This is a genomic window from Burkholderia sp. BCC1985, from assembly GCF_905339915.1.
Classification (GTDB): domain Bacteria; phylum Pseudomonadota; class Gammaproteobacteria; order Burkholderiales; family Burkholderiaceae; genus Burkholderia.
Genome location: NZ_CAJPGY010000001.1, coordinates 361,101 through 386,370, shown reverse-complemented (window position 1 = coordinate 386,370; position 25,270 = coordinate 361,101). Strand labels below are relative to the sequence as shown.

Genomic DNA, 25,270 nt, shown 5'->3' with positions numbered 1-25,270 from the left:
TATTCCGCATTACGAGAAAAGATCTCATAATTCGAAAATTCTGTTGCGCGGGGCCGGCGACGCTCATTACAATCCGTCGGAGCTTGCCCGCAGGCCGCGCCGCGTCGTCTGCACGAGAGCGATCCTCACATTCCAGGACCCAGGAGACGAGAATGTCCGCTGTACCGAACGAAGTGATGAAATATGTCGCCGCCGAACGTGACGACGACCCGCAAGAAACCGTTGAATGGCTCGAGTCGCTCGACGGCGTGATCTCCTCGGTGGGCACCGGCCGCGCGCATTACCTGATCGAAAAGCAGATCGAGTTCGCCCGCATGCACGGCGAACACCTGCCGTTCTCCGCCAACACCCCGTACATCAACACGATCCCGGTCGAAGCCCAGGCGAAGATTCCGGGCGACCAGGACCTCGAGCACCGCATCCGTTCGTACACGCGCTGGAACGCGCTGGCGATGGTGCTGCGCGCCGGCAAGGACACGAACGTCGGCGGCCACATCGCGTCGTTCGCATCGGCCGCGACGCTCTATGACGTCGGCTACAACCACTTCTGGCACGCGGCGTCCGACCAGCACGGCGGCGATCTCGTGTTCGTGCAGGGCCATTCGTCGCCGGGCGTGTACTCGCGCGCGTTCCTGCTCGGCCGCCTGTCGGAAGAGCAGCTCGACAACTTCCGCCAGGAAGTTGACGGCAAGGGCATCTCGTCGTACCCGCACCCGTGGCTGATGCCGGACTTCTGGCAGTTCCCGACGGTGTCGATGGGTCTCGGCCCGATCATGGCGATCTACCAGGCACGCTTCATGAAGTACCTGGAATCGCGCGGCATCGCGAAGACCGCCGGCCGCAAGGTCTGGGCGTTCCTCGGCGACGGCGAGACGGACGAGCCGGAATCGCTCGGCGCGATCGGCATGGCGAGCCGCGAGAAGCTCGACAACCTCGTGTTCGTGATCAACTGCAACCTGCAGCGTCTCGACGGCCCGGTGCGCGGCAACGGCAAGATCATCCAGGAACTGGAATCGGAATTCCGCGGCGCCGGCTGGAACGTGATCAAGGTCATCTGGGGCAGCCGCTGGGATGCGCTGTTCGCACGCGACAAGACGGGCGCGCTGATGCGCCGCATGATGGAAGTCGTCGACGGCGAATACCAGACGTACAAGTCGGAGTCGGGCGCGTTCGTACGCGAACACTTCTTCAACACGCCTGAACTGAAGGCGCTCGTCGCCGACTGGTCGGACGACGACATCTGGGCGCTGAACCGCGGCGGCCACGATCCGCACAAGATCTACGCGGCGTTCCACGAAGCGACCAACACGAAGGGCGCGCCGACCGTCATCCTCGCGAAGACCATCAAGGGCTACGGGATGGGCGAGTCGGGCCAGGCGATGAACATCACGCACCAGCAGAAGAAGCTGCCGGTCGAGCAACTGAAGAAGTTCCGTGACCAGTTCCGCCTGCCGATCACCGACGAGCAGATCGCCGACGTGCCGTACCTGAAGTTCGAGGAAGGCTCGAAGGAACTCGAATACATGCGCCAGAAGCGCATGGACCTCGGCGGCTACCTGCCGCATCGCCGCGAGAAGGCGACGTCGCTGCCGGTGCCGGCACTCGACGCATTCGAGCCGCTGCTGAAGGGCACGGGCGAAGGCCGCGAGATCTCGACGACGATGGCGTTCGTGCGGATCCTGAACATCCTGCTGAAGGACAAGGCGCTCGGCAAGCGCGTCGTGCCGATCGTCCCGGACGAATCGCGCACGTTCGGCATGGAAGGCCTGTTCCGCCAGATCGGTATCTGGAACCAGGAAGGCCAGAAGTACGTGCCGGAAGATTCCGACCAGCTGATGTTCTACAAGGAATCGGAAACCGGCCAGATCCTGCAGGAAGGCATCAACGAAGCGGGCGGCATGTGCGACTGGATCGCGGCGGCGACGTCGTATTCGACGCACGGCGAGATCATGGTGCCGTTCTACATCTTCTATTCGATGTTCGGCTTCCAGCGGATCGGCGACCTGGCATGGGCGGCGGGCGACATGCGCTCGCGCGGCTTCCTGCTCGGCGGTACCGCGGGCCGCACGACGCTGAACGGCGAAGGCCTGCAGCACGAAGACGGTCACTCGCTCCTGTGGGCCGCATCGGTGCCGAACTGCATCAGCTACGACCCGACGTTCGGCTACGAACTCGCGGTGATCGTCCAGGACGGCCTGCGCCGCATGGTGCAGGAGCAGGAAGACGTGTACTACTACATCACGGTGATGAACGAGAACTACGAGCACCCGGCGATTCCGCAGGGCGAGCACGTGGCGGCCGACATCATCAAGGGCATGTACGCGTTCAAGAAGGCCGACGCGGACGCGAAGGCGCCGCGCGTGCAACTGCTCGGCGCGGGCACGATCTTCAACGAAGTGATCGCTGCCGCCGACCTGCTGAAGAACGACTGGGGCGTCGCGGCCGACCTGTGGAGCGTGCCGAGCTTCACCGAACTCGCGCGTGAAGGCCACGAAGTCGAGCGCTGGAACCTGCTCCATCCGACCGAGGAGCGTCGCCTGTCGCACGTGCAGAAGTGCCTGAAGGACACGCAGGGTCCGGTCATCGCATCGACCGACTACGTGCGCGCGCTGGTCGACCAGATCCGCGGCCAGATCGATCGCCGCTTCGTCGTGCTGGGCACGGACGGCTTCGGTCGTTCGGACACCCGCGAGAAGCTGCGTCACTTCTTCGAAGTCGACCGTCACTGGGTCACCGTCGCCGCGCTGAACGCGCTGGCCGACGAAGGCACGATCGAGCGCAAGGTGGTCGCGGACGCGATTGCCAAGTACAACCTCGATCCGTCCAAGCCCAACCCGATGACCGTTTAACGCACACGCGCCGTGTGATGCCGCGCGCCGCTTCCGGGAGGGGCGCGCGCGGCCATGGAGACACAAAAAGATGAGTCAAGCGATCGAAGTGAAGGTGCCGGATATCGGCGATTACAAGGACGTGCCCGTCATCGAGGTGCTCGTGAAGGTGGGTGACACGGTCGAGCCCGAGCAGTCGCTCGTCACGCTCGAGTCGGACAAGGCGACGATGGACGTCCCGAGCCCGGCAGCCGGCACGGTCAAGGAAGTGAAGATCAAGGTGGGCGATTCCGTGTCGGAAGGCTCGCTGATCGTCCTGCTCGAAGGCGGCGCCGCGGCGCAGGTGAACGGTGCGGCCGCGCCGGCAGCAGCCCCGGCTCCGGCGGCAGCGCCCGCACCGGCACCGGCTGCAGCCGCGCCGGCTGCCGCGCCGGCAGCGTCGGGCGGCACGCTCGAGGTGAAGGTGCCGGACATCGGCGACTACAAGGACGTCCCGGTGATCGAGATCGGCGTGAAGGTCGGCGACACGGTCGAGAAGGAGCAGTCGCTCGTCACGCTCGAGTCCGACAAGGCGACGATGGACGTGCCGAGCCCGGCCGCCGGCGTCGTGAAGGAAATCAAGGTCAAGGTGGGCGATTCGGTGTCCGAAGGCACGCTGATCGTGCTGCTCGACGCCGCTGGCGGCGCGCCTGCCGCCGCGCCGCAGGCGAGCGCACCGGCTCCGGCCGCTGCCGCGCCGGCACCCGCCGCCGCACCGGCACCCGCGAAGGCTGCGCCGGCTCCGGCTGCTGCTGCCGCGCCGGCCGCCTCAGCGTCGGGCGAGTACCGCGCGAGCCACGCATCGCCGTCCGTGCGCAAGTTCGCGCGCGAGCTCGGCGTGGAAGTCGCACGCGTGCAGGGTACCGGTCCGAAGGGCCGCATCACGAAGGACGACATCACCGGCTTCGTGAAGGGCGTGATGACGGGCCAGCGCGCGGCACCGGCCGCGGCAGCCGCGCCGGCAGGCGGCGGCGAGCTGAACCTGCTGCCGTGGCCGAAGGTCGACTTCTCGAAGTTCGGCCCGTTCGAGGCGAAGCCGCTGTCGCGCATCAAGAAGATCTCGGGCGCGAACCTGCATCGCAACTGGGTGATGATCCCGCACGTCACGAACAACGACGAAGCGGACATCACCGAACTCGAAGCGCTGCGCGTGCAGCTGAACAAGGAGCACGAGAAGGCGGGCGTGAAGTTCACGATGCTCGCGTTCGTGATCAAGGCGGTCGTCGCCGCGCTGAAGAAGTTCCCGACCTTCAACGCGAGCCTCGACGGCGACAACCTGGTGTTCAAGCAGTACTACCACGTCGGTTTTGCCGCGGACACCCCGAACGGCCTCGTCGTGCCGGTGATCCGCGACGCGGACAAGAAGGGCCTCGTCGACATCGCGAAGGAAATGGCCGAGTTGTCGAAGGCCGCGCGCGACGGCAAGCTGAAGCCGGACCAGATGCAGGGCGGCTGCTTCTCGATCTCGTCGCTCGGCGGGATCGGCGGCACGAACTTCACGCCGATCATCAACGCGCCGGAAGTCGCGATCCTCGGGTTGTCGCGCGGGCAGATGAAGCCGGTGTGGGACGGCAAGCAGTTCGTGCCTCGACTCACGCTGCCGCTGTCGCTGTCGTATGACCATCGCGTCATCGATGGCGCGGAAGCCGCGCGGTTCAATGCGTATCTCGGCGCGTTGCTGGCCGATTTCCGTCGCATCATTCTTTGATGAGCGTGGGAGTGGCTCGCGGGGGCGTGGGTTTTGTGTCGGTCATCCATGCCTCGTCGTTGAACCTGTTTCGCTAACGGTCTATTAGCGTCGCCCCTGCGCGGGGCGGCGGTCACTTTTCTTTGTCTTCCAAAGAAAAGTAACCAAAAGAAAGGCGCGTCCTTGGGCGGACGGCAAAGGTGGTCCTGCCCAGGTTCGCGTTCTTTTGTCAGGCCGTAGTCGGTTCTTGTGCGAGTTCCTCCCCCTCTGTCTGCAGCTAATCAAGAAGGGGACAGTAATGAGTCTCATCGAAGTCAAGGTTCCGGATATCGGCGATTTCAGCGGCGTCGATGTCATCGAAGTCAACGTGAAGCCGGGCGACGTGATCGAAAAAGAGCAGACGCTCATCACGCTCGAATCGGACAAAGCCTCCATGGAAGTGCCCAGCGACGTCGCCGGCACGGTCAAGGAAGTCAAGGTCAAGGCCGGCGAGAAAGTCTCGCAAGGCACCGTGATCGCCATCGTCGAAGCAGCGGCAGGCGCAGCCGCGCCCGCGAAAGCAGCCGAACCCGCAAAGGCCGCAGCACCGGCTCCGGCCGCCGCGCCCGCCGCCGCCCCGGCCGTCGCTCCGCAAGCCGGCAGCTACAGCGGCTCCGCCGACATCGAATGCGACATGCTCGTGCTCGGCGCCGGCCCCGGCGGCTACTCGGCCGCGTTCCGCTCAGCCGACCTCGGCATGAAGACGGTGCTCGTCGAACGCTACTCGACGCTCGGCGGCGTCTGCCTGAACGTGGGCTGCATCCCGTCGAAGGCGCTGCTGCACACGGCGCTCGTCATCGACGAAGCCGCGGCGCTCGCGTCGCACGGCATCTCGTTCGGCAAGCCGGAAGTCGATCTCGACAAGCTGCGCGACTTCAAGGGCGGCGTCGTCAAGAAGCTGACGACGGGCCTCGCCGGCATGGCGAAGGCGCGCAAGGTCGAAGTGGTCACCGGCGTCGGCGCGTTCGTCGATCCGTATCACATGGAAGTGCAGGGCGAAAACGGCAAGAAGGTCGTCAAGTTCAAGCAGGCGATCATCGCCGCGGGCTCGCAGGCCGTGAAGCTGCCGTTCATGCCGGAAGACCCGCGCGTCGTCGATTCGACGGGCGCGCTCGAACTGCGCCAGCTGCCCAAGCGCATGCTCGTGATCGGCGGCGGCATCATCGGCCTCGAAATGGCGACTGTGTACGCGACGCTCGGCGCCGAGATCGACGTCGTCGAAATGATGGACGGCCTGATGATGGGCGCGGACCGCGATCTCGTGAAGGTCTGGGAAAAGTACAACGCGAAGCGCTTCGGCAACGTGATGCTGAAGACCAAGACGGTCGGCGCGGAAGCGAAGGAAGACGGCATCTACGTGAAGTTCGAGGGCGAGAAGGCGCCGGCGGAAGCGCAGCGCTACGACCTCGTGCTGGTGGCGGTGGGCCGCAGCCCGAACGGCAAGAAGATCGGTGCCGACAAGGCAGGCGTGGCCGTCACCGACCGCGGCTTCATCGACGTCGACAAGCAGATGCGCACGAACGTCCCGCACATCTTCGCGATCGGCGACATCGTCGGCCAGCCGATGCTCGCGCACAAGGCCGTGCATGAAGGCCACGTCGCAGCGGAAGCCGCGCACGGCGAAAAGGCGTACTTCGACGCGCTGCAGATCCCGTCGGTGGCGTACACCGATCCGGAAGTGGCGTGGGCCGGCAAGACGGAAGACCAGTGCAAGGCCGAAGGCATCAAGTACGGCAAGGCCGTGTTCCCGTGGGCCGCATCGGGCCGCGCGATCGCGAACGGCCGCGACGAAGGCTTCACGAAACTGATCTTCGACGAGGAAACCCATCGCGTGATCGGCGGCGGGATCGTCGGCCTGAACGCGGGCGACCTGATCAGCGAAGTGTGTCTGGCCGTCGAGATGGGTGCGGACGCGGAAGATATCGGCAAGACGATCCATCCGCACCCGACGCTCGGCGAATCGGTCGGCATGGCCGCGGAACTGTACGAAGGCGTCTGTACGGACCTGCCGCCGCAACGCAAGAAGTAACGCGATCGGCACGGCCGGCCTCGCGCCGGCCACGAAAAACGCCGCCGCCCGGGATACCCGGACGGCGGCGTTTTCTTTGGCCCGCGGCCGACGGCAGTGCCCGGTCCGTGCCGCGCCATCGCGCCGGCGCCACCGGGATGCCCGGATGCCCGGATGTTCCGTCGCCGGAAACAAAAAAGCCGCGCAGTGCGCGGCTTTGTCAGGAGCAGGGGACGCTTACGCGGCCGGCTTGCTCGAACGGCGCGATGCAGCAGCGCTCGCAGCCTTCGTCGCGACAGCGGCAGCCGCGTTGAAGTTCGTTTCGGCGATCTCGACGGCTTGCTTGGCAGCCTTCTGGACCGTTTCGTACGTCGTGTTCGCAGCGTTCAGTGCCGACTTCAGTGCGGCGACAGCCGTTTCCGAACCGGCCGGAGCGTTCTTCGCGACGTTGTCGACGAGTGCCTGGACCTTCTTGTTCTGCTCTTCGAATTGCGCTTCGGCAACCTTCGCGAACTCGGCTTGCGTCGACGACGCGATTTCATACAGGTGACGGCTGTACGACAGCACCTTTTCCGCGACCGGCTGCGACAGGCTCGCTTGCAGCGCGATCAGTTCCTGTGCGTCCTTCACCGACAGCAGGCGCTGCGCGTTTTCCTGGCTTTCGGTCAGCGTCGACTTCACGACCTGCAGGTTGAGTTCGATCAGCTTTTCGACGCCTTCGAACGCCTTGGTCGTCAGACCGAACAGGCTTTCGAGGTTGGCTTTCTGTGCGGCGGCGATTTGCTCGGGGGTCAGCAAGGACATGTCAAGCTCCTGAAAAGCGATCACGTCGATCGCAGGGATAAAGGGCACTACGATGGGGAACCTCGGCGCCGCGTGCTTTGTGCAACGCAGCAATGAGTCATATTTTAGGGCAGAGAAAAGTCTTGTCAAGCACTTTTTGTGCATTGCACAATCACGACAAATTATCGATAAAACAACGGGTTATCGCGGCCGGTTCGGAATCGGTTTCAGACGTGTTCCCACATGGTGCGCACTTGGCCGGGGCAGGCGCGCCGCACCGTGATCATGCACAGGTAAACCTGACAGGCATGTGGAACGTTATGCTTCTGTTCCTGTCGAAAAGCGCGCCGTTTCGCGATGCGCATGCCGTGGCGACGTGCCGCCGCCGCGGTCAAGACCGGTGCCTGGTACACCGAACGCCGGATACGTACTTTCCCCGCTTTAATTCGTCGCCAAAGTGACGTTATCTCAATTAACCGCGTGGTAATTCGGGAGACGGGTACTGTCGGGCGGCGCATCCCATGAATTTTTTCGATGGGAGCGCGAGGGTTGATCGAGTCATCGTTGGTCGACCCTTACATTCCGGTTTAACGACGATCGGTAAGTGCCTAATATTGCTCTTTTTTTCAGCTTTAACTACACTTGCGGAAACCCCGCCCGCTTTGTCCAGACCCCAATGAAAGCCGAATCGTTTTCACCGCGCAGATTGTTGCAGAGCATGACGCTCGGCACGGCTGTGTCGGTCGCCGTCGCCTTGCTGGCGACCGCCGCGTCCGTCGCGCCCGCTGACGCCTTTGCCGCCACTGCGAAGACCCACCAGGCCGCCAAGAAAGCCGCTTCCTCTTCGGCAACGAAGAAGACGGTGAAGGCCGCCTCCGCGAAATCCGCCAACGTCGCGTCGGCCGATGCGCCGAAGGCGTCGCGCAAGCGCGCGACGCTCGCGTCGAACGTGCACGGCCACCGCGGCGCGGTGCGCAAGGTCGCGTTCCAGCCGCGTCGCCCGACCGTCGGCCAGGCATTCGGCCTGCACGACACGCCGGACGCGCTCGCGCTGCGCTCGAGCGTCGCGTACGTCGTCGACCAGAACACCGGCGAGTCGCTGTTCGACAAGAATTCGCTCGCCGTCGTGCCGATCGCCTCGATCTCGAAGCTGATGACGGCGATGGTCGTGCTCGACTCGAAGTCGCCGATGACCGACCAGATCGAAGTCACCGACGAAGACCGCGACTACGAGAAGGGCACGGGTTCGCGCCTGTCGGTCGGCTCGGTGCTGTCGCGCGAGGACATGCTGCACATCGCGCTGATGGCGTCGGAAAACCGCGCGGCCGCCGCGCTGTCGCGCTACTACCCGGGCGGCCGTCCGGCGTTCATCGCCGCGATGAACGCGAAGGCGAAGTCGCTGGGCATGAACGACACCCACTTCGAGAATTCGACGGGCCTGTCGAGCTCGAATGTGTCGAGCGCACGCGACCTCGTGAAGATGGTCAACGCGGCGTACCAGTACCCGATGATCCGGCAGTTCTCGACCGACCGCACGTACGACGTCAATACGGGCAAGCGCAACCTGGTCTACAACAGCACGAACGCGCTGATCCGCGGCAACGGCTCGTGGGACATCGGTCTGCAGAAGACGGGCTTCATTAACGAGGCGGGCGAATGTCTCGTGATGCAGGCGACGATCCATGGCCGGCCGATGGTGATCGTGCTGCTGGATTCGTTCGGCAAGTATTCGCGCTTCGCCGACGCGGCACGCCTGCGCAACTGGCTCGACGCCGGCGGCGGCGAGCGCCTGACGGCCGCCAATACGGCGAATGGCGGCACTTGAGCGTGTCACGGCGGTTCGCCGCCGTGCCGATCGCAGCAAAGAAAAAGCCCCGCGATGCGGGGCTTTTTTTCATCCGGCGCCATGCGGCGGGCGGCGCGACTCACGCGTGCCGTTGCAGCCCTTCGGCATCCTTCGTGGGCGCGGGCCGGTAGCCGAGCGATTCCGAGATGGTCAGCGCGGTGCGGCTCAGCTGGCCGAGCCACGCGTCCTGCAGGCGGTCGGCCGGGGCCGACAGCGACAGGCCCGCGACGAGCTTGCCCGAGTCGTCGTAGATGCCGGCCGCGATGCAGCGCACGCCCAGTTCCAGTTCCTCGTTGTCGCGCGCGCACGATTGCTGGCGCACGAGTGTCAGCTCGCGCTCGAGCTTCGCGATGTCGGTGATGCTGTTCTGCGTATGGCCGGACAGCCCGGTGCGCGTCGCATAGGCGCGCACGCGCGAGGTTTCGTCGACCGCGAGAAACAGCTTGCCGACCGACGTCAGGTGCAGCGGCGCGCGGCCGCCGATCGCGCGGACGACCTGCATCCCCGAGCGCTCGGAATACGCGCGCTCGATATAGACGATTTCGTCGCCCTGACGCACCGACAGGTTCACGGTCTGGCCGGTCAGGCGATGCAATTCGCGCATCGGCATCAGCGCAGCGTCACGGACCGACAGGCGCGCCTTCACGAGGTTGCCGAGTTCGAGCAGCCGCATGCCGAGCCGGTAGGTGCCGGGATCGGAGCGGTCGACGAGGCGGCAGGTCACCATGTCGTTGAGGATGCGGTGTGCGGTCGACGGATGCAGCTCCGTGCGCTGCGCAAGCTCTTTCAGGCTGACGGGGTCGCTGTGCGCGGCGAGCGCGTCCAGCAGCCGCATCATGCGTTCGATCACCTGGATCGACGTTTTGGAATCCGGGGTGGGTTGGCTCATGTCGGGGGAGAATCGGTTGACGCGTCAAGCGGTGTTGCGTCGATTGTATCTCGTATCGTGAAAAAAGCGAACGCCGTTCGAGGAAGTCCTCGTTTCCGGCATCGCGCACTTGCGCGCGTGCCGGCGTTGGTCTTGCCGGCCAAACGGCGGATAATGAGAGCCGTTTTCTCGAAGGAGCGCGTATGCGAGTCGGTTTGTTCGTGACCTGCCTGGTCGACCTGATGCGTCCGGAAATCGGCTTTTCCGCGCTGAAACTGATTCGCGAAGCCGGCTACGAAGTGTTCGTGCCGCCCGCGCAAACCTGCTGCGGCCAGCCGGCCTACAACTCGGGCGACCGCGCGCTCGCACGGGATCTCGCCGAAAAGACGCTGCGCGAGTTCGAGCAGTTCGACTACGTCGTCGCGCCGTCGGGCTCGTGTGGCGGCATGATCCGCGCGCACTACGGCGACCTGTTCCGCGACGACCCCGAACTGATGGGCCGCTATGCGCGATTCCAGCAGAAAGTCTACGAACTGACCGATTTCCTCGCGAACGTCGCGAAGGTGACGCTCGCCCCCGGCGAATTCACGGGGCCCGTCACCTATCACGACTCATGCTCGGGCCTGCGCGAGCTCGGCGTGAAGGCGCAGCCGCGCGCGCTGCTCGCGCAGCGCGGCGTGGCCGTCACCGAGATGAAGGACTGCGAGCACTGCTGCGGCTTCGGCGGCACGTTCGCGGTCAAGTACGGCGACATTTCGGCGGCCATCGCGGACGAAAAGTGCGCGAACGTGCGCGCGTCCGGTGCGGGCGCCGTCGTGCTCGGCGATCTCGGCTGCATGCTGAACATCGAAGGGCGGTTGCGCCGCACGGGCGACCGCGACACCCGCGTGCTGCACGTCGCGCAGGTGCTGGCGGGCGACGTCTGACGCCCGGTTCCCGCTTACTTTTCCTCGATACCGCGATGCAAGTTCAATCGATGCATTTCAAGGCGCGCGCCGGCCAGAAGCTGGCCGACCAGCGCCTGCAGCAGAACCTGAAGAAGCTGTCGACGAAGTTCGTGTCCGCGCGCGCCGATGCGATGACCGCGATCGACTTCCAGGCGACGCGCGCCGCGCTGAAGGCGCGCCGCAACCGTGCGCTGGAGAACCTCGACGTGTGGCTCGAGGCGTTCGAGCGCGAGGCGACGCGGCGCGGCACGACGGTGCTGTTCGCGGAAACGACCGCGGACGCCGCGCGGCTCGTCGCCGACATCGCGCGGCGCCACGACGTGAAGAAGGTCATCAAGACGAAGTCGATGGTGTCCGAGGAAATGCGCCTGAACGCGGTCCTTGCCGAGATGGGCGTGCAGTCGATCGAGACGGACCTCGGTGAATACATCCTGCAGATCAACGACAACGAGCCGCCGAGCCACATCATCGCGCCCGTCGTGCACAAGGACAAGGACGAGATCGCCGATCTGTTCGCGCGCACGCATCACCGCGAGCGGCTGACCGAGATTCCGGACATGACGCGCGAGGCGCGCGAGGTGCTGCGCCCGCATTTCCTGTCGGCCGATATGGGCGTGACGGGCGGCAACTTCGTGATCGCCGAGACGGGGTCGGTTGCGCTCGTCACGAACGAAGGCAACGAAGGGATGTGCACGGTGATGCCGCGCGTGCATGTCGCGGTGACGGGCATCGAGAAGGTGCTGCCGACGCTCGAGGATCTCGCGACCGCGATGCGTCTGCTGCCGCGCTCGGCGACCGGCCAGAAGACCTCGAACTACTTCTCGGTGCTGACCGGGCCGCGCGGCCCCGGCGACGAGGACGGCCCGGAACACAACTACGTGGTGCTCGTCGACGGCGGCCGCACGGGCCTGATCGGCGGCGAATTCCAGGAGATGCTGCGCTGCATCCGCTGCGGCGCGTGCATGAACCATTGCCCGGTTTACCAGAAGGTCGGCGGGCACGCGTATGGATGGGTCTATCCGGGCCCGATGGGATCGGTATTGACGCCGAGCTACGTCGGGATCGACCGTGCGCTCGACCTGCCGCAGGCCGCGACGCTGTGCGGCGAATGCGACAGCGTGTGCCCGGCCGGGATCCCGCTGTCGCACCTGCTGCGCACGCTGCGCGAGAAACAGGTCGAGCGGCACCTGCGGCCGTGGCGCGAGCGCGCCGCGCTCGCCGCGTGGGGCTTTGTCGCGCGCCGGCCGCTCCTTTACGCGCTGACGACCAAGCTCGCGGTACGGATCCTCGAGCGGCTGGGCGGCAACGGCGGCTCGCTGCGGCGCCTGCCGATGATGGGTGGCTGGATGGACACGCGCGACATGCCGACGCCGACCGGCCGGACGTTCCGCGAACTGTACGCGGCCTCGCAAAGCCACCTGGGCTGACGACTGTTCATCGGGTGGCAACAGTGCGTTCGCTATTCATGTATTTATCTTGATAGGTGCGGCCTATAGAATCCTGCCTGTAGTCCCCGGAATCGGGTTTCGGGGCATGAGGTCAAGGAGCCGCATCATGAAAAAGACAATATCGATGTACTGGCCGCTGGCAATCGTCGTTCCGCTCGCCGCGGCCGCTTATCTGCACGCGATGGCCGACGCGCCGGCGCGTGGACCGATCGCCGTTCATCAGGCATCGGCAGAACTCGCGCGCGCGGTGTCGTTCGGTCTGGTCGACGACGCAGCGACACCGTTGCCGGCCGCATCCGGCGACGTCGTGCTCGCCGCGCCCAAGGCGCTGTAAGGCACGCCGCCGTCGCTTCGCGCGGCGGCGCGATTCCGGGCGCCTTTGTATAATGGCGCGTTCTTCTCCCGCGCGGCTCGCCGCGGCTTTCCGATAGTGCGATGACCCGCGTTGCGATCTGTTTCGTCTGTCTCGGCAATATCTGCCGTTCGCCCACCGCAGAAGGCGTGATGCGCCACCAGGTGGACGCGGCCGGGCTGGCCGACCGGATCGAGGTCGATTCGGCCGGTACCGGCGACTGGCACGTCGGCGAGCCGCCCGACACGCGCGCGCAGGCGGCGGCCCGCACCCGCGGCTACGACCTGTCGGCGCTGCGCGCGCGGCAGGTGAGCGCGGCGGATTTCGAGCGGTTCGACCTGCTGCTGGCGATGGACGAAGCCAATCTCGCGGAATTGCGGCGGCGCTGCCCGCCCGGGCAGCGCGACAAGGTGCGCCTCCTGATGGAATTCGCGCCGGGCGCGGCCGGGACCGAAGTGGCCGATCCTTATTTCGGCGGCGCGCAGGGCTTCGAACAGGTGCTCGACCAGGTCGAGCGAGCGTGCGCGGGCCTGCTGGACACCCTCCGGAGCGGCGCCGCACGCTGATCGCGGCGGGGTATTCAGCGGTCTGCGAATACCCTGTCGAAGACATGGATACTTGACTAAAAACGTCAAATATTTATACTTGACCAAAATCGTCAAGATTGCAGTCCCCTAGACACCATGAGACTCACCACCAAAGGCCGTTTCGCCGTCACGGCGATGATTGACTTGGCACTGCGCCAGGAGCAGGGCCCGGTGACGCTTGCAGGCATCAGCCAGCGCCAGCGGATTTCGCTCTCGTATCTCGAACAGCTGTTCGGCAAGCTGCGCAGGCATGAAATCGTCGAATCCGTGCGCGGCCCGGGCGGCGGCTACAACCTCGCGCGTCGCGCGCAGGACGTCACCGTCGCCGACATCATCATCGCGGTCGATGAACCGCTCGACGCCACGCAGTGCGGCGGCAAAGGCACGTGCGACGGCTCGAAGCAGCCCGGCGGCCATTGCATGACGCACGAGCTGTGGTCGACCCTGAACCAGAAAATGGTCGAATACCTCGATTCGGTATCGCTGCAGGATCTCGTCGATCAGCAGCGCGCACGCGAGGGCGCGCCCGCGGTGCTGCGCGACCGGCGCGCGCCGGAGCCCGCCGCGGCGCCGGCCGAACCGGTGCGCACGATGCCGCTCGGTCCCAATTCGGTGTTCAACATCGCGAGTTCGTGAGCGCGAACGCGCCGCACACCCCATAACGCACATAGTCCCTGCACAGAATACCCGGAGCGACAGATGACCCAAGAGACTCTCCACCTGCCCATCTACATGGATTACAGCGCGACGACGCCGGTCGACCCGCGCGTGGTCGACAAGATGGTGCCGTACCTGCGCGAGCAGTTCGGCAACCCGGCATCGCGCAGCCACGCGTACGGCTGGGATGCCGAACGCGCGGTCGAGGAAGCGCGCGAACAGGTGGCTGCGCTCGTGAACGCGGATCCGCGCGAGATCATCTGGACGTCCGGCGCAACGGAATCGGACAACCTCGCGATCAAGGGTGCCGCGAATTTCTACAAGGGCAAGGGCAAGCACATCGTCACGGTGAAGACCGAGCACAAGGCCGTGCTCGACACCTGCCGCGAGCTCGAGCGCGACGGCTTCGAAGTCACCTATCTCGACGTGAAGGAAGACGGCCTGATCGACCTCGACGTGTTCAAGGCCGCGCTGCGCCCGGACACGATCCTCGTATCCGTGATGCACGTGAACAACGAGATCGGCGTGATCCAGGACATCGAGACGATCGGCGAGATCTGCCGCGAGAAGGGCATCGTGTTCCACGTGGACGCCGCACAGTCGACCGGCAAGGTCGAGATCGACCTCGCGAAGCTGAAGGTCGACCTGATGTCGTTCTCGGCGCACAAGACCTACGGCCCGAAGGGCATCGGCGCGCTGTACGTGCGTCGCAAGCCGCGCGTGCGCATCGAAGCGCAGATGCACGGCGGCGGCCACGAGCGCGGCATGCGTTCGGGCACGCTGGCGACGCACCAGATCGTCGGCATGGGCGAAGCGTTCCGCATCGCGCGTGAAGAAATGGCGACCGAGAACGAGCGCATCCGCATGCTGCGCGACAAGCTGCTGCGCGGCCTGTCGCAGATCGAGGAAACGTACGTGAACGGCGACATGGAGCACCGTGTCCCGCACAACCTGAACATCAGCTTCAACTTCGTCGAAGGCGAGTCGCTGATCATGGCGATCAAGGACGTCGCGGTGTCGTCGGGCTCGGCTTGCACGTCGGCGTCGCTGGAGCCGTCGTACGTGCTGCGTGCACTCGGCCGCAACGACGAACTCGCGCACAGCTCGATCCGCTTCACGGTCGGCCGCTTCACGACGGAGCAGGACGTCGACTTCGTGATCAACCTGCTGAACAGCAAGATCGCGAAGCTGCGCGAACTGTCGCCGCTCTGGGAAATGCACCAGGAAGGCATCGATCTGTCGACGATCGAATGGGCCGCACACTGAACACCGCATTGAATACATTCGCGGGCGGATTTGCGCACGCAGACGTAACGAGTCAAGGAGTTTGAGTCATGTCATACAGCAACAAGGTTCTGGATCACTACGAAAACCCGCGTAACGTCGGTTCGTTCGCGAAAGACGACGACGCGGTCGGCACGGGCATGGTCGGCGCGCCGGCCTGCGGCGACGTGATGAAGCTGCAGATCCGCGTCGGCGCGGACGGCGTGATCGAAGACGCGAAGTTCAAGACGTACGGCTGCGGCTCGGCCATCGCGTCGAGCTCGCTCGTGACCGAGTGGGTGAAGGGCAAGACCCTCGACGAGGCACTGTCGATCAAGAACACGCAGATCGCCGAAGAGCTGGCCCTGCCGCCGGTGAAGATTCACTGCTCGATTCTCGCGGAAGACGCGATCAAGGCAGCCGTGGCCGACTACAAGAAGCGCCACGACACCAAGGAAGGCGATCAGGCAGCAGCCTGAGCGGCATCGAGCGGCTTGTGAAGGATCGCGGCGGGCCCGGGTGGCGCGCCGCGGCAAGGACATCATGGCAATTACACTGACCGAAAAAGCAGCACAGCACGTCCAGAAATACCTCGTCCGTCGCGGCAAGGGTGTGGGCCTGCGGCTTGGCGTTCGCACGACCGGGTGCTCGGGGCTCGCGTACAAGCTCGAGTATGTCGACGAGCTGGCTCCCGAGGATCAGGTGTTCGAGAGCCATGGCGTGAAGGTCGTCGTCGACCCGAAGAGCCTCGCGTACATCGACGGCACCGAGCTCGACTTCGCACGCGAAGGCCTGAACGAGGGGTTCAAGTTCAACAACCCGAACGTGAAGGACGAGTGCGGCTGCGGCGAATCGTTCCGCGTGTGACGCGGGTTTCCGCGCGATGCGGGCAAGAGGCGGCACGGGCCGCCTTTTTAATGTGCGGCGTTTGCCGCGCGACGAACCGGAATTGAACGCGACGATGGTTTCGCTGAAAGACAGCCACTTCGATCTGTTTCACCTGCCGGCGCAATTCGCGCTCGACGAGACGGCGCTCGACAGCGCCTATCGCACGGTGCAGACGCAGGTGCACCCGGACCGCTTCGCGGCGGCCGGCGACGCGCAAAAGCGCATCGCGATGCAATGGGCGACCCGTGCGAACGAAGCCTACCGCACGCTGCGCGATCCGCTGAAGCGCGCGACCTATCTGCTGTCGCTGCGCGGCGTCGACATCGGTGCCGAAAACAACACCGCGATGGAGCCCGCGTTCCTGATGCAGCAGATGGAGTGGCGCGAAGGCATCGAGGATGCCGCGGCTGCCCGCAACGTCGACGCGCTCGATGCGCTGCTCGCCGAGCTGCGCGACGAAAAGCGCGTGCGCCTCGAGCGCCTCGGCACGCTGCTCGACAGCGCGGCCGACCAGGCCGCCGCCGAGGCCGTGCGCCAGCTGATGTTCATCGAACGGGTCGCGTCGGAAGTGGGCGCGCAGATCGAGCGCCTCGAAACTTAACCGCGTGCCTCGCGGCACGCGCAGCAAACGGGCCGAGCGCCCGAACGAACCAAGATGGCTTTACTGCAAATTTCCGAACCGGGCATGGCGCCGGCGCCGCACCAGCGGCGACTCGCTGTCGGGATCGATCTCGGCACGACGAACTCGCTCGTCGCGGCCGTGCGCAACAGCGTGCCCGAAGTGCTGCCGGACGAAGCGGGCCGCGCGCTGCTGCCGTCGGTGGTCCGTTATCTGGAGAAGGGCGGCCGCCGCATCGGTCACGAAGCGAAGGAGCAGGCCGCGACCGATCCGCGCAACACGATCGTGTCGGTCAAGCGCTTCATGGGCCGCGGCAAGGCCGAGGTCGAAGGCGCGGCGAACGCGCCGTACGAATTCGTCGATGCACCCGGCATGGTGCAGATTCGCACGATCGACGGCGTGAAGAGCCCGGTCGAAGTGTCGGCCGAGATTCTCGCGACGCTGCGTTACCGTGCGGAAGACACGCTCGGCGACGATCTGGTCGGCGCGGTGATCACGGTGCCCGCGTATTTCGACGACGCGCAGCGCCAGGCGACGAAAGACGCCGCGCGCCTCGCGGGCCTCAACGTACTGCGCCTGTTGAACGAACCGACCGCGGCCGCGATCGCCTACGGTCTCGACAACGCGGCCGAAGGCCTCTACGCGGTGTACGACCTCGGCGGCGGCACGTTCGACCTGTCGATCCTGAAGCTGACGAAGGGCGTGTTCGAAGTGCTGGCCGCGGGCGGCGATTCCGCACTCGGCGGCGACGATTTCGACCACGCGCTGTTCGGTCACGTACTTGCGCAGGCCGGCATCGACGCGAAGGCGCTCGCGCCCGAGGACGTGCGCCTGCTGCTCGATCGCGTGCGCGTGCTGAAGGAAGCGCTGTCGTCCGCGCCGCAGGCGTCGCTCGACGTGACGCTGTCGACCGGTGCACACCTCGTGCAGACGATCTCGCACGACACGTTCGCCGCGCTCGTCGAGCCGCTCGTGCAGCGTACGCTGACGCCGACCCGCAAGGCCCTGCGCGATGCGCAGGTGAGCCCGGCCGACATCAAGGGTGTCGTGCTGGTCGGCGGCGCGACGCGCATGCCGGTGATCCGCGAGGCGGTCGCGAAGTATTTCGGCCAGCCGCCGCTCGTCAACCTCGATCCGGACCAGGTCGTCGCGCTCGGCGCGGCGATCCAGGCCGACCTGCTCGCCGGCAATCGCGGCAGCGGCGACGACTGGCTGCTGCTCGACGTGATTCCGCTGTCGCTCGGCGTCGAGACGATGGGTGGTCTCGTCGAGAAGATCATTCCGCGCAATTCGACGATTCCGATCGCGCGTGCGCAGGAATTCACGACCTTCAAGGACGGCCAGACCGCGATGGCGATCCACGTCGTGCAGGGCGAGCGCGAGCTCGTCGCCGACTGCCGCTCGCTCGCGCGCTTCGAGCTGCGGGGCATCCCGCCGATGACGGCCGGTGCGGCGCGCATCCGCGTGACCTACCAGGTCGATGCGGACGGGCTGCTGTCGGTGTTCGCGCGCGAGCAGCATTCGGGCGTCGAGGCGTCGGTCGTCGTGAAGCCGTCGTACGGCCTCGCCGACGACGACATCGCGAAGATGCTCGAGGACAGCTTCAAGACCGCCGAGATCGACATGCGCGCACGCGCGCTGCGCGAAGCGCAGGTCGAGGCCGAGCGGATGATCGAGGCGACGCAGGCGGCGCTGGCGGCCGACGGCGAATTGCTCGACGATGCCGAACGCACGCAGGTCGACGCGCTCGTCGCGGCGCTGCGCACGATCGCGCAGGGCGACGACACGGACGCGATCGAGACCGCGACCAAGACGCTGGCCGACGGCACCGACGAATTCGCGGCGCGCCGGATGGACAAGAGCATCAAGCGCGCACTGTCGGGCCGCCGCCTCGACGAGATCTGAACGAACGAACTGCATGCGGGCCGGCGACGGCCCGCGCGATATTGAACCGTGCGGCGCCAGCCGCCGCACCCTGACTGACGGAACGGACATGCCTCAACTGGTGGTGCTGCCTCACGTCGAACTGTGCCCGGACGGTGCAGTGATCGACGCGACGCCCGGCAAGAGTATTTGCGACAACCTGCTCGACCACGGGATCGAGATCGAGCATGCGTGCGAGAAGTCGTGCGCGTGCACGACCTGCCACGTGGTGATCCGCGAGGGCTTCAACGATCTCGAGCCGTCCGAGGAGGACGAAGACGACCTGCTCGACAAGGCGTGGGGCCTCGAGCCGACATCGCGCCTGTCGTGCCAGGCGATCGTGAAGGAAGATTCGGACCTGGTGGTCGAGATCCCGAAGTACTCGATCAACCACGCGAAGGAAAATCACTGACGGATCGGCGGGGCGGACTCGCCACTTATACGGGAGAGCAGGCCATGAAATGGACCGATTCGCGCGAAATCGCCATCGCGCTGGCAGACAAGCATCCGGACGTCGATCCGCAGCGGGTCAATTTCGTCGACCTGCGCCAATGGGTCATCGAGCTGGACGGCTTCACCGACGACCCGGCGCACTCGGGCGAGAAGATCCTCGAAGCGATCCAGGCTCACTGGATCGACGAATCGGACTTCGACGACGAAGACTGAGGTTCGCGCCGACGCCCGCACCGCGTGGCGCCGGCAACGCTCCCGCAAAAGGAAAAGGCTCGTGACGCGTCACGAGCCTTTTTCATTTCCGCGCGGCGCAAGAGCCGCGCGGCGATTCGTCATGCATTACGAGCCGACCAGCGTGCCGTTCTCGATCCGCACACGCTGGCCCTGGCCGAACGGCGGCGGGTTGTGGTACGTGAACGTGCGCGTCGCGCCGCTTTCCATCTGGACCTGCACCTGGTAGTCGGTTTCCGCGCGTACCTGCTTCTCGACCTGGTTGCCGGCGAGACCGCCGCCGAGCGCGCCGATGATCGTCATCGCGGTGCGGCCGTTGCCGTGACCGAACTGGTTGCCGAGCAGGCCGCCGGCCGCTGCGCCGCCGACCGCGCCGATCCCCGAGCTCTGGCCCGGCGTGCGCGTCTGCGTAATCGCGACGACCGTGCCGCAGGTCTGGCAATAGGCCGGCTGCGCGGGTGCGGACGGCTGTTGCGCGTATTGCGGCGGTTGCGGTGCCGGCGTATGGCGGTGGTGCGTGGCTGCCGGGCGCGGCGCGGGCCGCGGCTCGGCTTGTGCCGCAGCTGCCTTCTCCGCAGCGGCTTTCTCGGCCGCAGCCTTCTGCGCGGCCTGTTCGGCTGCTTGCTGCTGCGCTTGCGCGGCGAGCGCGGCGCTGGCAGCTGCCGCCGTATCGACGGCCGGCTGCGACGCGATCAGCGCGGCCTGGGTCTGGCCGTTCTGCGCGTTGTTGCTGCTGGCCTTCGGGAAGATGCCCGTGATCGCGGCGGTGGCGGCGAGGCTGGCGACGATGACGGCGCCTGCGGCGGTCGCGATGAGCGGGTGCAGGCGTTGCTTTTGCGGCGTGGTTTGATTCTGGTTGTCCATTTTCTTCTCCGGTGTCGACCCGGTTTCGCACGTTGGCGCTGGCCGGATCCCACGCTCGGGAGCGAGCAGACTTGGCGTTCCGGCGCCTCGTTCTGGTCCCGTGGTCATGCGTGGTGACGCAACAGGAGTGTCGTCCACGAGCGAGCGGCGCACCGTATCAAGGTGTAACGAATTGCAGCGCGGGATCGGCGTTTGCTACAGGGAAAACCCGGAGAAGGCCGTCGCGACGAGGGAATAAAACGGGGGAGGATCGAAAGCCGGCGAACGCCGGCAGGCGGGATTTACGCGTGGTTACAAAGCTGACGCGTGCGCGCCGCAGGGCGCGGCGCACACGCGGGTACGGCCGTCAGTCTTCGCGGCGCAGGTGCGGGAACAGCAGCACGTCGCGGATCGTCGGGCTGTCGGTCAGCAGCATCACGAGACGGTCGATGCCGATCCCGCAACCGCCCGTCGGCGGCATCCCGTGTTCGAGCGCGCGGATGTAGTCGGCGTCGAAGAACATCGCTTCCTCGTCGCCCGCATCCTTCTGCTCGACCTGCTTCTTGAAGCGCGCGGCCTGGTCTTCCGGATCGTTCAGCTCCGAGAAGCCGTTCGCGATCTCGCGGCCGGTCATGAACAGCTCGAAACGCTCGGTGATGCCCGGCACCGTGTCCGACGCGCGTGCGAGCGGCGACACTTCGACCGGGTAGTCGATGATGTAGGTCGGCTCCCACAGCTGCGATTCGGCGGTTTCCTCGAACAGCGCGAGCTGCAGCGCGCCGATGCCGGCGTTCAGGAAGGCCGGCTGCGACACGTCGACGCCGAGGCGCTTCAGTTCGGAGCGCAGGAACGCGTCGTCCGACAGCTGGCCGTCGGTGTACTGCGGCGCGTACTTCTGGATCGCCTGCGTGATCGTCAGGCGGTGGAACGGCTTCGCGAGATCGAGCTCGCGGCCCTGGTACTGGATCGTCGCGGTGCCGAGCGCATCGATCGCCGCCTGGCGGATCAGCTGCTCGGTGAAGTCCATCAGCCAGCGGTAGTCGGTGTACGCGGCGTAGAACTCCATCATCGTGAATTCCGGGTTGTGGCGCGGCGACACGCCTTCATTCCGGAAGTTGCGGTTGATCTCGAACACGCGTTCGAAACCGCCGACGATCAGGCGCTTCAGGTACAGCTCCGGCGCGATGCGCAGGAACATCTGCATGTCGAGCGCGTTGTGGTGCGTGACGAACGGCTTGGCCGCGGCGCCGCCCGGGATCGGGTGCAGCATCGGCGTCTCGACTTCCATGAACTCGGCGTTGTCCATGAACTTGCGGATCGACGCGATGGTCTTGGTGCGCGCGCGGAACGTGTCGCGCGTTTCCGGCGTGACGATCAGGTCGACATAGCGCTGGCGATAGCGCATTTCCTGGTCGGCGAGGCCATGGAACTTGTCCGGCAGCGGACGCAGCGCCTTCGACAGCAGGCGCAGTTCCTTGCACTGGACCGACAGCTCGCCCTTGTTGGTGCGGAACAGCACGCCGCGTGCGGCGACGATGTCGCCCAGGTCCCACTTCTTGAATGCGTCGTAGGTTTCCGCGCCGACGTCGTTCGGCGTCACGAAGAACTGGATCTGGCCCGAACCGTCCTGCACCGTCGCGAAGCTCGCCTTGCCCATCACGCGCTTGAGCATCATGCGGCCGGCGACCGACACCTCGACCGGGTTCGCTTCGAGCGCGGCCTTGTCCGAGTCGGCGAATTTCACCTGGAGATCGGCGGCGTGATGCGTCGGCCGGAAATCGTTCGGATAGGCGACGCCTTGCTCGCGCAGTGCGCGCAGCTTCTCGCGGCGCTCGGCGATGATCTGGTTTTCGTCCGCCGCGACGGCGGGCTGCGTTTGGGTCGGTTCGGTCATGATGGTCGGAATTCGGAGTGGGTGCGGCAACGCAACGGGAAGGGCGGCGCGACCGGAGGGGCCGCGCTGCGGCGCTTACACGCCCTGTTTGAGGCTCGCGCTGATGAAGTCGTCGAGATCGCCGTCGAGGACGGCTCTCGTGTTGCTCATTTCGACGTTCGTGCGCAGGTCCTTCACGCGGCTCTGGTCGAGCACGTACGAACGGATCTGGTGGCCCCAGCCCACATCGGTCTTGCTCGATTCGAGCTTGTCCTGTTCGGCCTGGCGCTTGCGCATTTCGACTTCGTACAGGCGCGATTTCAGCATCGCCATTGCTTCGGCGCGGTTGCGGTGCTGCGAGCGGTCGTTCTGGCACTGCACGACGATACCGGTCGGCATGTGCGTGATCCGCACCGCGGAGTCGGTCTTGTTGATGTGCTGGCCGCCCGCGCCCGAGGCGCGGTACGTGTCGATGCGCAGGTCGGCCGGGTTGATCTCGACTTCGATCGAATCGTCGATTTCCGGATAGACGAACACCGACGAGAACGACGTGTGACGGCCGCCCGACGAGTCGAACGGCGACTTGCGCACGAGGCGGTGGATGCCCGTTTCGGTGCGCAGGAAGCCGTATGCGTATTCGCCCGTGACCTTGACCGTCGCGTTCTTGATGCCGGCGACGTCGCCGTCGGACTCTTCGAGCACCTCGGCCTTGAAGCCCTTGCGTTCGCAGTAGCGCAGGTACTGGCGCAGCAGCATCGATGCCCAGTCGCACGCTTCGGTGCCGCCGGCGCCGGCCTGGATGTCGATGAAGCAGTTGTTCGGGTCGGCCGGGTTCGAGAACATCCGGCGGAACTCGATGTCGCCGACGCGTGCTTCGAGCTTCTTCGCGTCGTCTTCCGATGCGACGAGGGTGTCTTCGTCGCCTTCCTCGCGTGCGAGCTCGAACAGGTCGAGCGCATCGCGCAGGTCGCTATCGAGCGCCGTCAGCGTCGTGACGACGCCTTCGAGCAGCTTCTTCTCGCGGCCGAGTGCCTGGGCGTTCTTCGAATCGTTCCAGACGTTCGGGTCCTCGAGTTCCTTGTTGACTTCGGTCAGACGCGCAGCTTTGGCGTCGTAGTCAAAGATACCCCCGAAGCTCGCCCGCGCGGTTGCGCAGGTCGAGCAGGGAGCTTTCGATCGCGTTGAGACGTTCCGCTTCCATGATCGTTCGCTATTCTTGCTTCGTAAAAAAGCGGAATTATAGCCGATCGGCAGGGTTTCCCGGTGACGCGAAGTGTGCTTGCGTGCGCGCCGCGGCCCCGTCCGGCGCGGCGCGCATGTGGTTCGCATGTGGTCTGCACATGGCCCGCGGGCCCCGCGGGCCGGGTGGCCGGCCGGTTGGCGTTCAGCCGGCCGCGTGTTCGACGATCAGCTGGACGCGCGTCACGCCGTTCCACGTGTCGGCCACGAGCCGGTACGCGATCAGCGCGCTCGCCGGCAGCGGCTCGGTGTGGTTGAACCAGATCGCGTTGAAGCGCTGGCGGCCGCGCGCCAGTTGCAGCTTCAGGTGCTTTTCCTTCACGAGCGACTGCGACACGACGTCGAATTCGCCGGAGAAAAGCGGGGCCGGAAAGCCCTGGCCCCAGACGGCTTCGTCGAGCAGCCCGACGAACTGCGGCGTGAAATACGCTTCCTCGAGTTCGCCGTCGGTCTCGATCACGCGCGCCAGCGCGTCGTCGGACAGCCACTCGCGCGCGACGGCCTCGAACGCGGCCGCGAAGCGCGGCACGTTGTCGGTGTCGAGCGTGAGACCGGCCGCCATCGCGTGGCCGCCGAACGCGACGATCAGGTCGGGCTCGCGCTTCGACACGAGGTCGAGCGCATCGCGCAGGTGGAAGCCGGGAATCGAGCGGCCCGAACCCTTGACCCGCGTGCCGGCCTCGTCCGCATGCGCGAACGTGAACGACGGGCGGTGGAATTTCTCCTTGAGCCGTCCGGCGACGATGCCGATCACGCCCTGGTGCCATTCGGGATTGAACAGCGTGATCGTGCACGCGTCGGCCGGATCGACGTCGGCGAGATCGGCGAGCGCCTGCTGCTGCATGCCGGCCTCGATCTCGCGGCGCTCGCGGTTCATCACGTCGAGCTGCTGCGCGAGGTCCCACGCGCGGCCGATGTCGTCGGTGATCAGGCACTCGATGCCGAGCGACATGTCCGAGAGCCGCCCGGCGGCGTTCAGGCGCGGGCCGAGGCCGAAGCCGAGGTCGAAGCCCGATGCGGTGCGCGCCTCGCGGCCGGCGGCGCGGAACAGCGCGGCGATGCCCGGCTGCATGCGGCCGTTGCGGATGCGCTGCAGCCCCTGTGCGACGAGCACGCGATTGTTGCCGTCGAGCCGCACGACGTCGGCGACGGTGCCGAGCGCGACGAGGTCGAGCAGCCCGTCGAGGCGCGGTTCGGCTTCCTTGCTCGCGAACGCGCCGCGGCGGCGCAGCTCGGCGCGCAGCGCGAGCAGCACGTAGAACATCACGCCGACGCCGGCGATGTGCTTGCTCGGGAACGCGCAGCCGGGCTGGTTCGGGTTGACGATCGCGCGCGCGGCGGGCAGCGCGTCGCCGGGCAGGTGGTGGTCGGTCACGAGCACGTCGATGCCGCGTGCGTTCGCGGCCTCGACGCCCGCGACGCTCGCGATCCCGTTGTCGACGGTGATCAGCAGGTCGGGCTTGCGCGCGGCCGCGAGTTCGACGATCTCGGGCGTGAGCCCGTAGCCGTATTCGAAGCGGTTCGGCACCAGGTAGTCGATTTGCGCGCCGAACATCCGCAGGCCGCGCACCGCGACTGCGCAGGCGGTCGCGCCGTCGCAGTCGTAGTCGGCGACGACCAGCAGGCGCCGTCGGTCGGCGATCGCGTCGGCGAGCAGCGCCGCGGCGTCCGCGCAGCCTTTCAGTTCGGTGGGCGGCACGAGCCGCGCGAGCGCGGTTTCGATGTCGGTCGGGGACTGCACGCCGCGTGACGCATACAGGCGCGCGAGGACGGGATGCAGGCCGTGGCGCGCGAGCGCTTCGGCGTCGGCGGGCGCGACGGGGCGGGTAACGATCCGGGTCATACAGGT

At 66.1% G+C, this 25,270-nt stretch carries 22 protein-coding genes; 16 read left to right on the top strand and 6 right to left on the bottom strand.

The features are described 5' to 3' along the window. The first annotated feature begins 152 nt into the window (after positions 1 to 152). The 3 genes from aceE to lpdA all read left to right on the top strand — a co-directional run bounded on the left by aceE (position 153) and on the right by lpdA (position 6,622). A complete protein-coding gene (gene aceE / locus U4Z31_RS01800; protein WP_321809275.1) occupies positions 153 to 2,849 on the top strand; it encodes a pyruvate dehydrogenase (acetyl-transferring), homodimeric type in 2,697 nt (898 codons plus the stop codon). 70 nt (positions 2,850 to 2,919) lie between these two features. Continuing rightward, entirely contained in the window at positions 2,920 to 4,575 is a 1,656-nt protein-coding gene (gene aceF, locus U4Z31_RS01795; RefSeq protein WP_321809274.1) for a dihydrolipoyllysine-residue acetyltransferase, read from the top strand. Positions 4,576 to 4,852: 277 nt separating this feature from the next. After that, the gene (lpdA, locus tag U4Z31_RS01790) at positions 4,853 to 6,622 is read left to right on the top strand and encodes a dihydrolipoyl dehydrogenase (RefSeq protein WP_321809273.1); all 1,770 of its coding nucleotides are present in this window, start codon (positions 4,853 to 4,855) and stop codon (positions 6,620 to 6,622) included. A 216-nt stretch (positions 6,623 to 6,838) separates the two neighbouring features. Here the strand turns inward: lpdA and U4Z31_RS01785 are convergent, their stop codons facing one another. Further along, positions 6,839 to 7,405, bottom strand: coding sequence for a phasin family protein (locus U4Z31_RS01785; protein WP_044848197.1), 567 nt, complete (start codon positions 7,403 to 7,405; stop codon positions 6,839 to 6,841). A 655-nt stretch (positions 7,406 to 8,060) separates the two neighbouring features. On the opposite strand from U4Z31_RS01785, the gene pbpG reads away from it, so the two are divergent. Continuing rightward, positions 8,061 to 9,209, top strand: a complete 1,149-nt coding sequence (gene pbpG, locus U4Z31_RS01780; protein ID WP_321809272.1) for a D-alanyl-D-alanine endopeptidase — start codon at positions 8,061 to 8,063, stop codon at positions 9,207 to 9,209. 100 nt (positions 9,210 to 9,309) lie between these two features. Here pbpG and U4Z31_RS01775 read toward each other — a convergent pair whose 3' ends face one another. Further along, entirely contained in the window at positions 9,310 to 10,119 is an 810-nt protein-coding gene (locus tag U4Z31_RS01775) for an IclR family transcriptional regulator (RefSeq protein WP_124488314.1), read from the bottom strand. Positions 10,120 to 10,301: 182 nt separating this feature from the next. On the opposite strand from U4Z31_RS01775, the gene U4Z31_RS01770 reads away from it, so the two are divergent. The 12 genes from U4Z31_RS01770 (at position 10,302) to iscX (ending at position 19,448) form a co-directional block, all read left to right on the top strand. Beyond that, positions 10,302 to 11,024, top strand: coding sequence for a (Fe-S)-binding protein (locus U4Z31_RS01770; protein WP_044848195.1), 723 nt, complete (start codon positions 10,302 to 10,304; stop codon positions 11,022 to 11,024). Between the two features lie 35 nt (positions 11,025 to 11,059). Then, positions 11,060 to 12,472, top strand: coding sequence for a lactate utilization protein B (locus tag U4Z31_RS01765; protein WP_321801100.1), 1,413 nt, complete (start codon positions 11,060 to 11,062; stop codon positions 12,470 to 12,472). 127 nt (positions 12,473 to 12,599) lie between these two features. Next, positions 12,600 to 12,827, top strand: coding sequence for a hypothetical protein (locus tag U4Z31_RS01760; RefSeq protein WP_257771786.1), 228 nt, complete (start codon positions 12,600 to 12,602; stop codon positions 12,825 to 12,827). Positions 12,828 to 12,928: 101 nt separating this feature from the next. Continuing rightward, complete coding sequence (locus U4Z31_RS01755) at positions 12,929 to 13,411, top strand: low molecular weight protein-tyrosine-phosphatase (RefSeq protein WP_321809271.1); 483 nt, start codon at positions 12,929 to 12,931, stop codon at positions 13,409 to 13,411. Between the two features lie 117 nt (positions 13,412 to 13,528). After that, complete coding sequence (gene iscR / locus U4Z31_RS01750; RefSeq protein ID WP_321809270.1) at positions 13,529 to 14,068, top strand: Fe-S cluster assembly transcriptional regulator IscR; 540 nt, start codon at positions 13,529 to 13,531, stop codon at positions 14,066 to 14,068. Positions 14,069 to 14,131: 63 nt separating this feature from the next. Next, the gene (locus U4Z31_RS01745; RefSeq protein ID WP_044848191.1) at positions 14,132 to 15,355 is read left to right on the top strand and encodes an IscS subfamily cysteine desulfurase; all 1,224 of its coding nucleotides are present in this window, start codon (positions 14,132 to 14,134) and stop codon (positions 15,353 to 15,355) included. A 68-nt stretch (positions 15,356 to 15,423) separates the two neighbouring features. Next, the gene (gene iscU, locus U4Z31_RS01740) at positions 15,424 to 15,831 is read left to right on the top strand and encodes a Fe-S cluster assembly scaffold IscU (RefSeq protein WP_009691729.1); all 408 of its coding nucleotides are present in this window, start codon (positions 15,424 to 15,426) and stop codon (positions 15,829 to 15,831) included. Positions 15,832 to 15,895: 64 nt separating this feature from the next. Then, positions 15,896 to 16,219, top strand: coding sequence for an iron-sulfur cluster assembly protein IscA (iscA, locus tag U4Z31_RS01735; protein ID WP_011885413.1), 324 nt, complete (start codon positions 15,896 to 15,898; stop codon positions 16,217 to 16,219). 94 nt (positions 16,220 to 16,313) lie between these two features. Then, the gene (hscB, locus tag U4Z31_RS01730; protein WP_044848201.1) at positions 16,314 to 16,841 is read left to right on the top strand and encodes a Fe-S protein assembly co-chaperone HscB; all 528 of its coding nucleotides are present in this window, start codon (positions 16,314 to 16,316) and stop codon (positions 16,839 to 16,841) included. A 54-nt stretch (positions 16,842 to 16,895) separates the two neighbouring features. After that, complete coding sequence (hscA, locus tag U4Z31_RS01725; RefSeq protein WP_044848190.1) at positions 16,896 to 18,764, top strand: Fe-S protein assembly chaperone HscA; 1,869 nt, start codon at positions 16,896 to 16,898, stop codon at positions 18,762 to 18,764. Positions 18,765 to 18,852: 88 nt separating this feature from the next. Further along, complete coding sequence (gene fdx / locus U4Z31_RS01720) at positions 18,853 to 19,194, top strand: ISC system 2Fe-2S type ferredoxin (protein WP_044848189.1); 342 nt, start codon at positions 18,853 to 18,855, stop codon at positions 19,192 to 19,194. 44 nt (positions 19,195 to 19,238) lie between these two features. Beyond that, positions 19,239 to 19,448: a Fe-S cluster assembly protein IscX gene (gene iscX / locus U4Z31_RS01715; protein WP_044848188.1), complete on the top strand. Its 210-nt coding sequence runs from the start codon at positions 19,239 to 19,241 to the stop codon at positions 19,446 to 19,448. 126 nt (positions 19,449 to 19,574) lie between these two features. On the opposite strand, the gene U4Z31_RS01710 is transcribed toward iscX, so the two are convergent. The 4 genes from U4Z31_RS01710 to recJ all read right to left on the bottom strand — a co-directional run bounded on the left by U4Z31_RS01710 (position 19,575) and on the right by recJ (position 25,264). Then, the gene (locus U4Z31_RS01710; RefSeq protein ID WP_124522148.1) at positions 19,575 to 20,330 is read right to left on the bottom strand and encodes a glycine zipper 2TM domain-containing protein; all 756 of its coding nucleotides are present in this window, start codon (positions 20,328 to 20,330) and stop codon (positions 19,575 to 19,577) included. A gap of 346 nt (positions 20,331 to 20,676) precedes the next feature. Next, positions 20,677 to 22,203 carry a lysine--tRNA ligase gene (gene lysS / locus U4Z31_RS01705; RefSeq protein ID WP_044848186.1) on the bottom strand — a complete coding sequence of 509 codons (1,527 nt, stop codon included), beginning with the start codon at positions 22,201 to 22,203 and terminating at the stop codon, positions 20,677 to 20,679. Between the two features lie 75 nt (positions 22,204 to 22,278). Beyond that, a protein-coding gene (gene prfB / locus U4Z31_RS01700; RefSeq protein WP_124488306.1) for a peptide chain release factor 2 occupies positions 22,279 to 23,383 on the bottom strand; the annotation gives its coding sequence in 2 pieces (ribosomal slippage) (positions 22,279 to 23,301 and positions 23,303 to 23,383; 1,104 coding nt in all). A gap of 183 nt (positions 23,384 to 23,566) precedes the next feature. Then, the gene (gene recJ / locus U4Z31_RS01695; protein ID WP_321809269.1) at positions 23,567 to 25,264 is read right to left on the bottom strand and encodes a single-stranded-DNA-specific exonuclease RecJ; all 1,698 of its coding nucleotides are present in this window, start codon (positions 25,262 to 25,264) and stop codon (positions 23,567 to 23,569) included. Between the last annotated feature and the right edge of the window lie 6 nt (positions 25,265 to 25,270).

Excerpts from the sequence above, each read along its gene's own strand:
- aceE (WP_321809275.1), top strand. The coding sequence starts at position 153 with ATGTCCGCTGTACCGAACGAAGTGATGAAATATGTCGCCGCCGAACGT.
- aceF (WP_321809274.1), top strand. The coding sequence starts at position 2,920 with ATGAGTCAAGCGATCGAAGTGAAGGTGCCGGATATCGGCGATTACAAG.
- lpdA (WP_321809273.1), top strand. The coding sequence starts at position 4,853 with ATGAGTCTCATCGAAGTCAAGGTTCCGGATATCGGCGATTTCAGCGGC.
- U4Z31_RS01785 (WP_044848197.1), bottom strand. The coding sequence starts at position 7,405 with ATGTCCTTGCTGACCCCCGAGCAAATCGCCGCCGCACAGAAAGCCAAC.
- pbpG (WP_321809272.1), top strand. The coding sequence starts at position 8,061 with ATGAAAGCCGAATCGTTTTCACCGCGCAGATTGTTGCAGAGCATGACG.
- U4Z31_RS01775 (WP_124488314.1), bottom strand. The coding sequence starts at position 10,119 with ATGAGCCAACCCACCCCGGATTCCAAAACGTCGATCCAGGTGATCGAA.
- U4Z31_RS01770 (WP_044848195.1), top strand. The coding sequence starts at position 10,302 with ATGCGAGTCGGTTTGTTCGTGACCTGCCTGGTCGACCTGATGCGTCCG.
- U4Z31_RS01765 (WP_321801100.1), top strand. The coding sequence starts at position 11,060 with ATGCAAGTTCAATCGATGCATTTCAAGGCGCGCGCCGGCCAGAAGCTG.
- U4Z31_RS01760 (WP_257771786.1), top strand. The coding sequence starts at position 12,600 with ATGAAAAAGACAATATCGATGTACTGGCCGCTGGCAATCGTCGTTCCG.
- U4Z31_RS01755 (WP_321809271.1), top strand. The coding sequence starts at position 12,929 with ATGACCCGCGTTGCGATCTGTTTCGTCTGTCTCGGCAATATCTGCCGT.
- iscR (WP_321809270.1), top strand. The coding sequence starts at position 13,529 with ATGAGACTCACCACCAAAGGCCGTTTCGCCGTCACGGCGATGATTGAC.
- U4Z31_RS01745 (WP_044848191.1), top strand. The coding sequence starts at position 14,132 with ATGACCCAAGAGACTCTCCACCTGCCCATCTACATGGATTACAGCGCG.
- iscU (WP_009691729.1), top strand. The coding sequence starts at position 15,424 with ATGTCATACAGCAACAAGGTTCTGGATCACTACGAAAACCCGCGTAAC.
- iscA (WP_011885413.1), top strand. The coding sequence starts at position 15,896 with ATGGCAATTACACTGACCGAAAAAGCAGCACAGCACGTCCAGAAATAC.
- hscB (WP_044848201.1), top strand. The coding sequence starts at position 16,314 with ATGGTTTCGCTGAAAGACAGCCACTTCGATCTGTTTCACCTGCCGGCG.
- hscA (WP_044848190.1), top strand. The coding sequence starts at position 16,896 with ATGGCTTTACTGCAAATTTCCGAACCGGGCATGGCGCCGGCGCCGCAC.
- fdx (WP_044848189.1), top strand. The coding sequence starts at position 18,853 with ATGCCTCAACTGGTGGTGCTGCCTCACGTCGAACTGTGCCCGGACGGT.
- iscX (WP_044848188.1), top strand. The coding sequence starts at position 19,239 with ATGAAATGGACCGATTCGCGCGAAATCGCCATCGCGCTGGCAGACAAG.
- U4Z31_RS01710 (WP_124522148.1), bottom strand. The coding sequence starts at position 20,330 with ATGGACAACCAGAATCAAACCACGCCGCAAAAGCAACGCCTGCACCCG.
- lysS (WP_044848186.1), bottom strand. The coding sequence starts at position 22,203 with ATGACCGAACCGACCCAAACGCAGCCCGCCGTCGCGGCGGACGAAAAC.
- recJ (WP_321809269.1), bottom strand. The coding sequence starts at position 25,264 with ATGACCCGGATCGTTACCCGCCCCGTCGCGCCCGCCGACGCCGAAGCG.